The sequence below is a fragment of the Streptomyces sparsus genome, from assembly GCF_054776295.1.
Map to the genome: position 1 here is coordinate 1 of NZ_BAAHCA010001598.1, position 653 is coordinate 653.

A 653-nucleotide genomic window follows, 5' to 3' on the forward strand; every position below is an offset into this window, starting at 1 on the left:
CCGCGGCGGCACCGGCGGCGAGCGCCTGCTCGGCGGTGAGCCGGTCCCGGGCGGCGAACAGTGCCCGGGACAGTCCGAGCGCGATGCGCCGCTCGGCCGGCGAGAGGTAGCGGTTGCGGCTGGACAGCGCCAGCCCGTCCTCCTCACGCACGGTCGGCACGCCGACGACCTCCACGGGGAAGTTCAGATCGCGGACCATGCGGGTGATCAGGGCGAGCTGCTGGGCGTCCTTCTCCCCGAAGAACGCCAGGTCGGGCGCGGTGAGGTGGAGGAGCTTGGCGACGACCGTCAGCATGCCGTCGAAGTGGCCGGGCCGGGCGGCGCCCTCGTAGCGCTCGCCCATCGGGCCCGCGGTGATCCGCACCTGCGGCTCACCGCCGGGGTAGACCTCCTCCACCGAGGGGGCGAACACCGTGTCGGCGCCCGCGGCTGCGGCCAGTTCCAGGTCGGCGTCCAGGGTGCGCGGGTAGCGGTCCAGGTCCTCGCCGGCGCCGAACTGGAGCGGGTTGACGAAGACCGTCACCACCACGTGCCCGTCCGCGCCGACGCGCTTGCGGGCGGACCTGACCAGCGCCGCGTGCCCCTCGTGCAGGGCGCCCATCGTCATCACCACCGCCCGGCGCCCGGCGCGCGGCAGGGCGCGCAGTTGCGCG

The 653-nt window shown here is 75.3% G+C and carries 1 protein-coding gene; it reads right to left on the minus strand.

Going from position 1 to position 653, the window contains the following annotated elements; genetic code table 11:
* Positions 1-653, minus strand: a 653-nt coding sequence (gene panC, locus ACYVE9_RS29830) for a pantoate--beta-alanine ligase (protein ID WP_461030984.1), incomplete at both ends; no start/stop codon positions are given.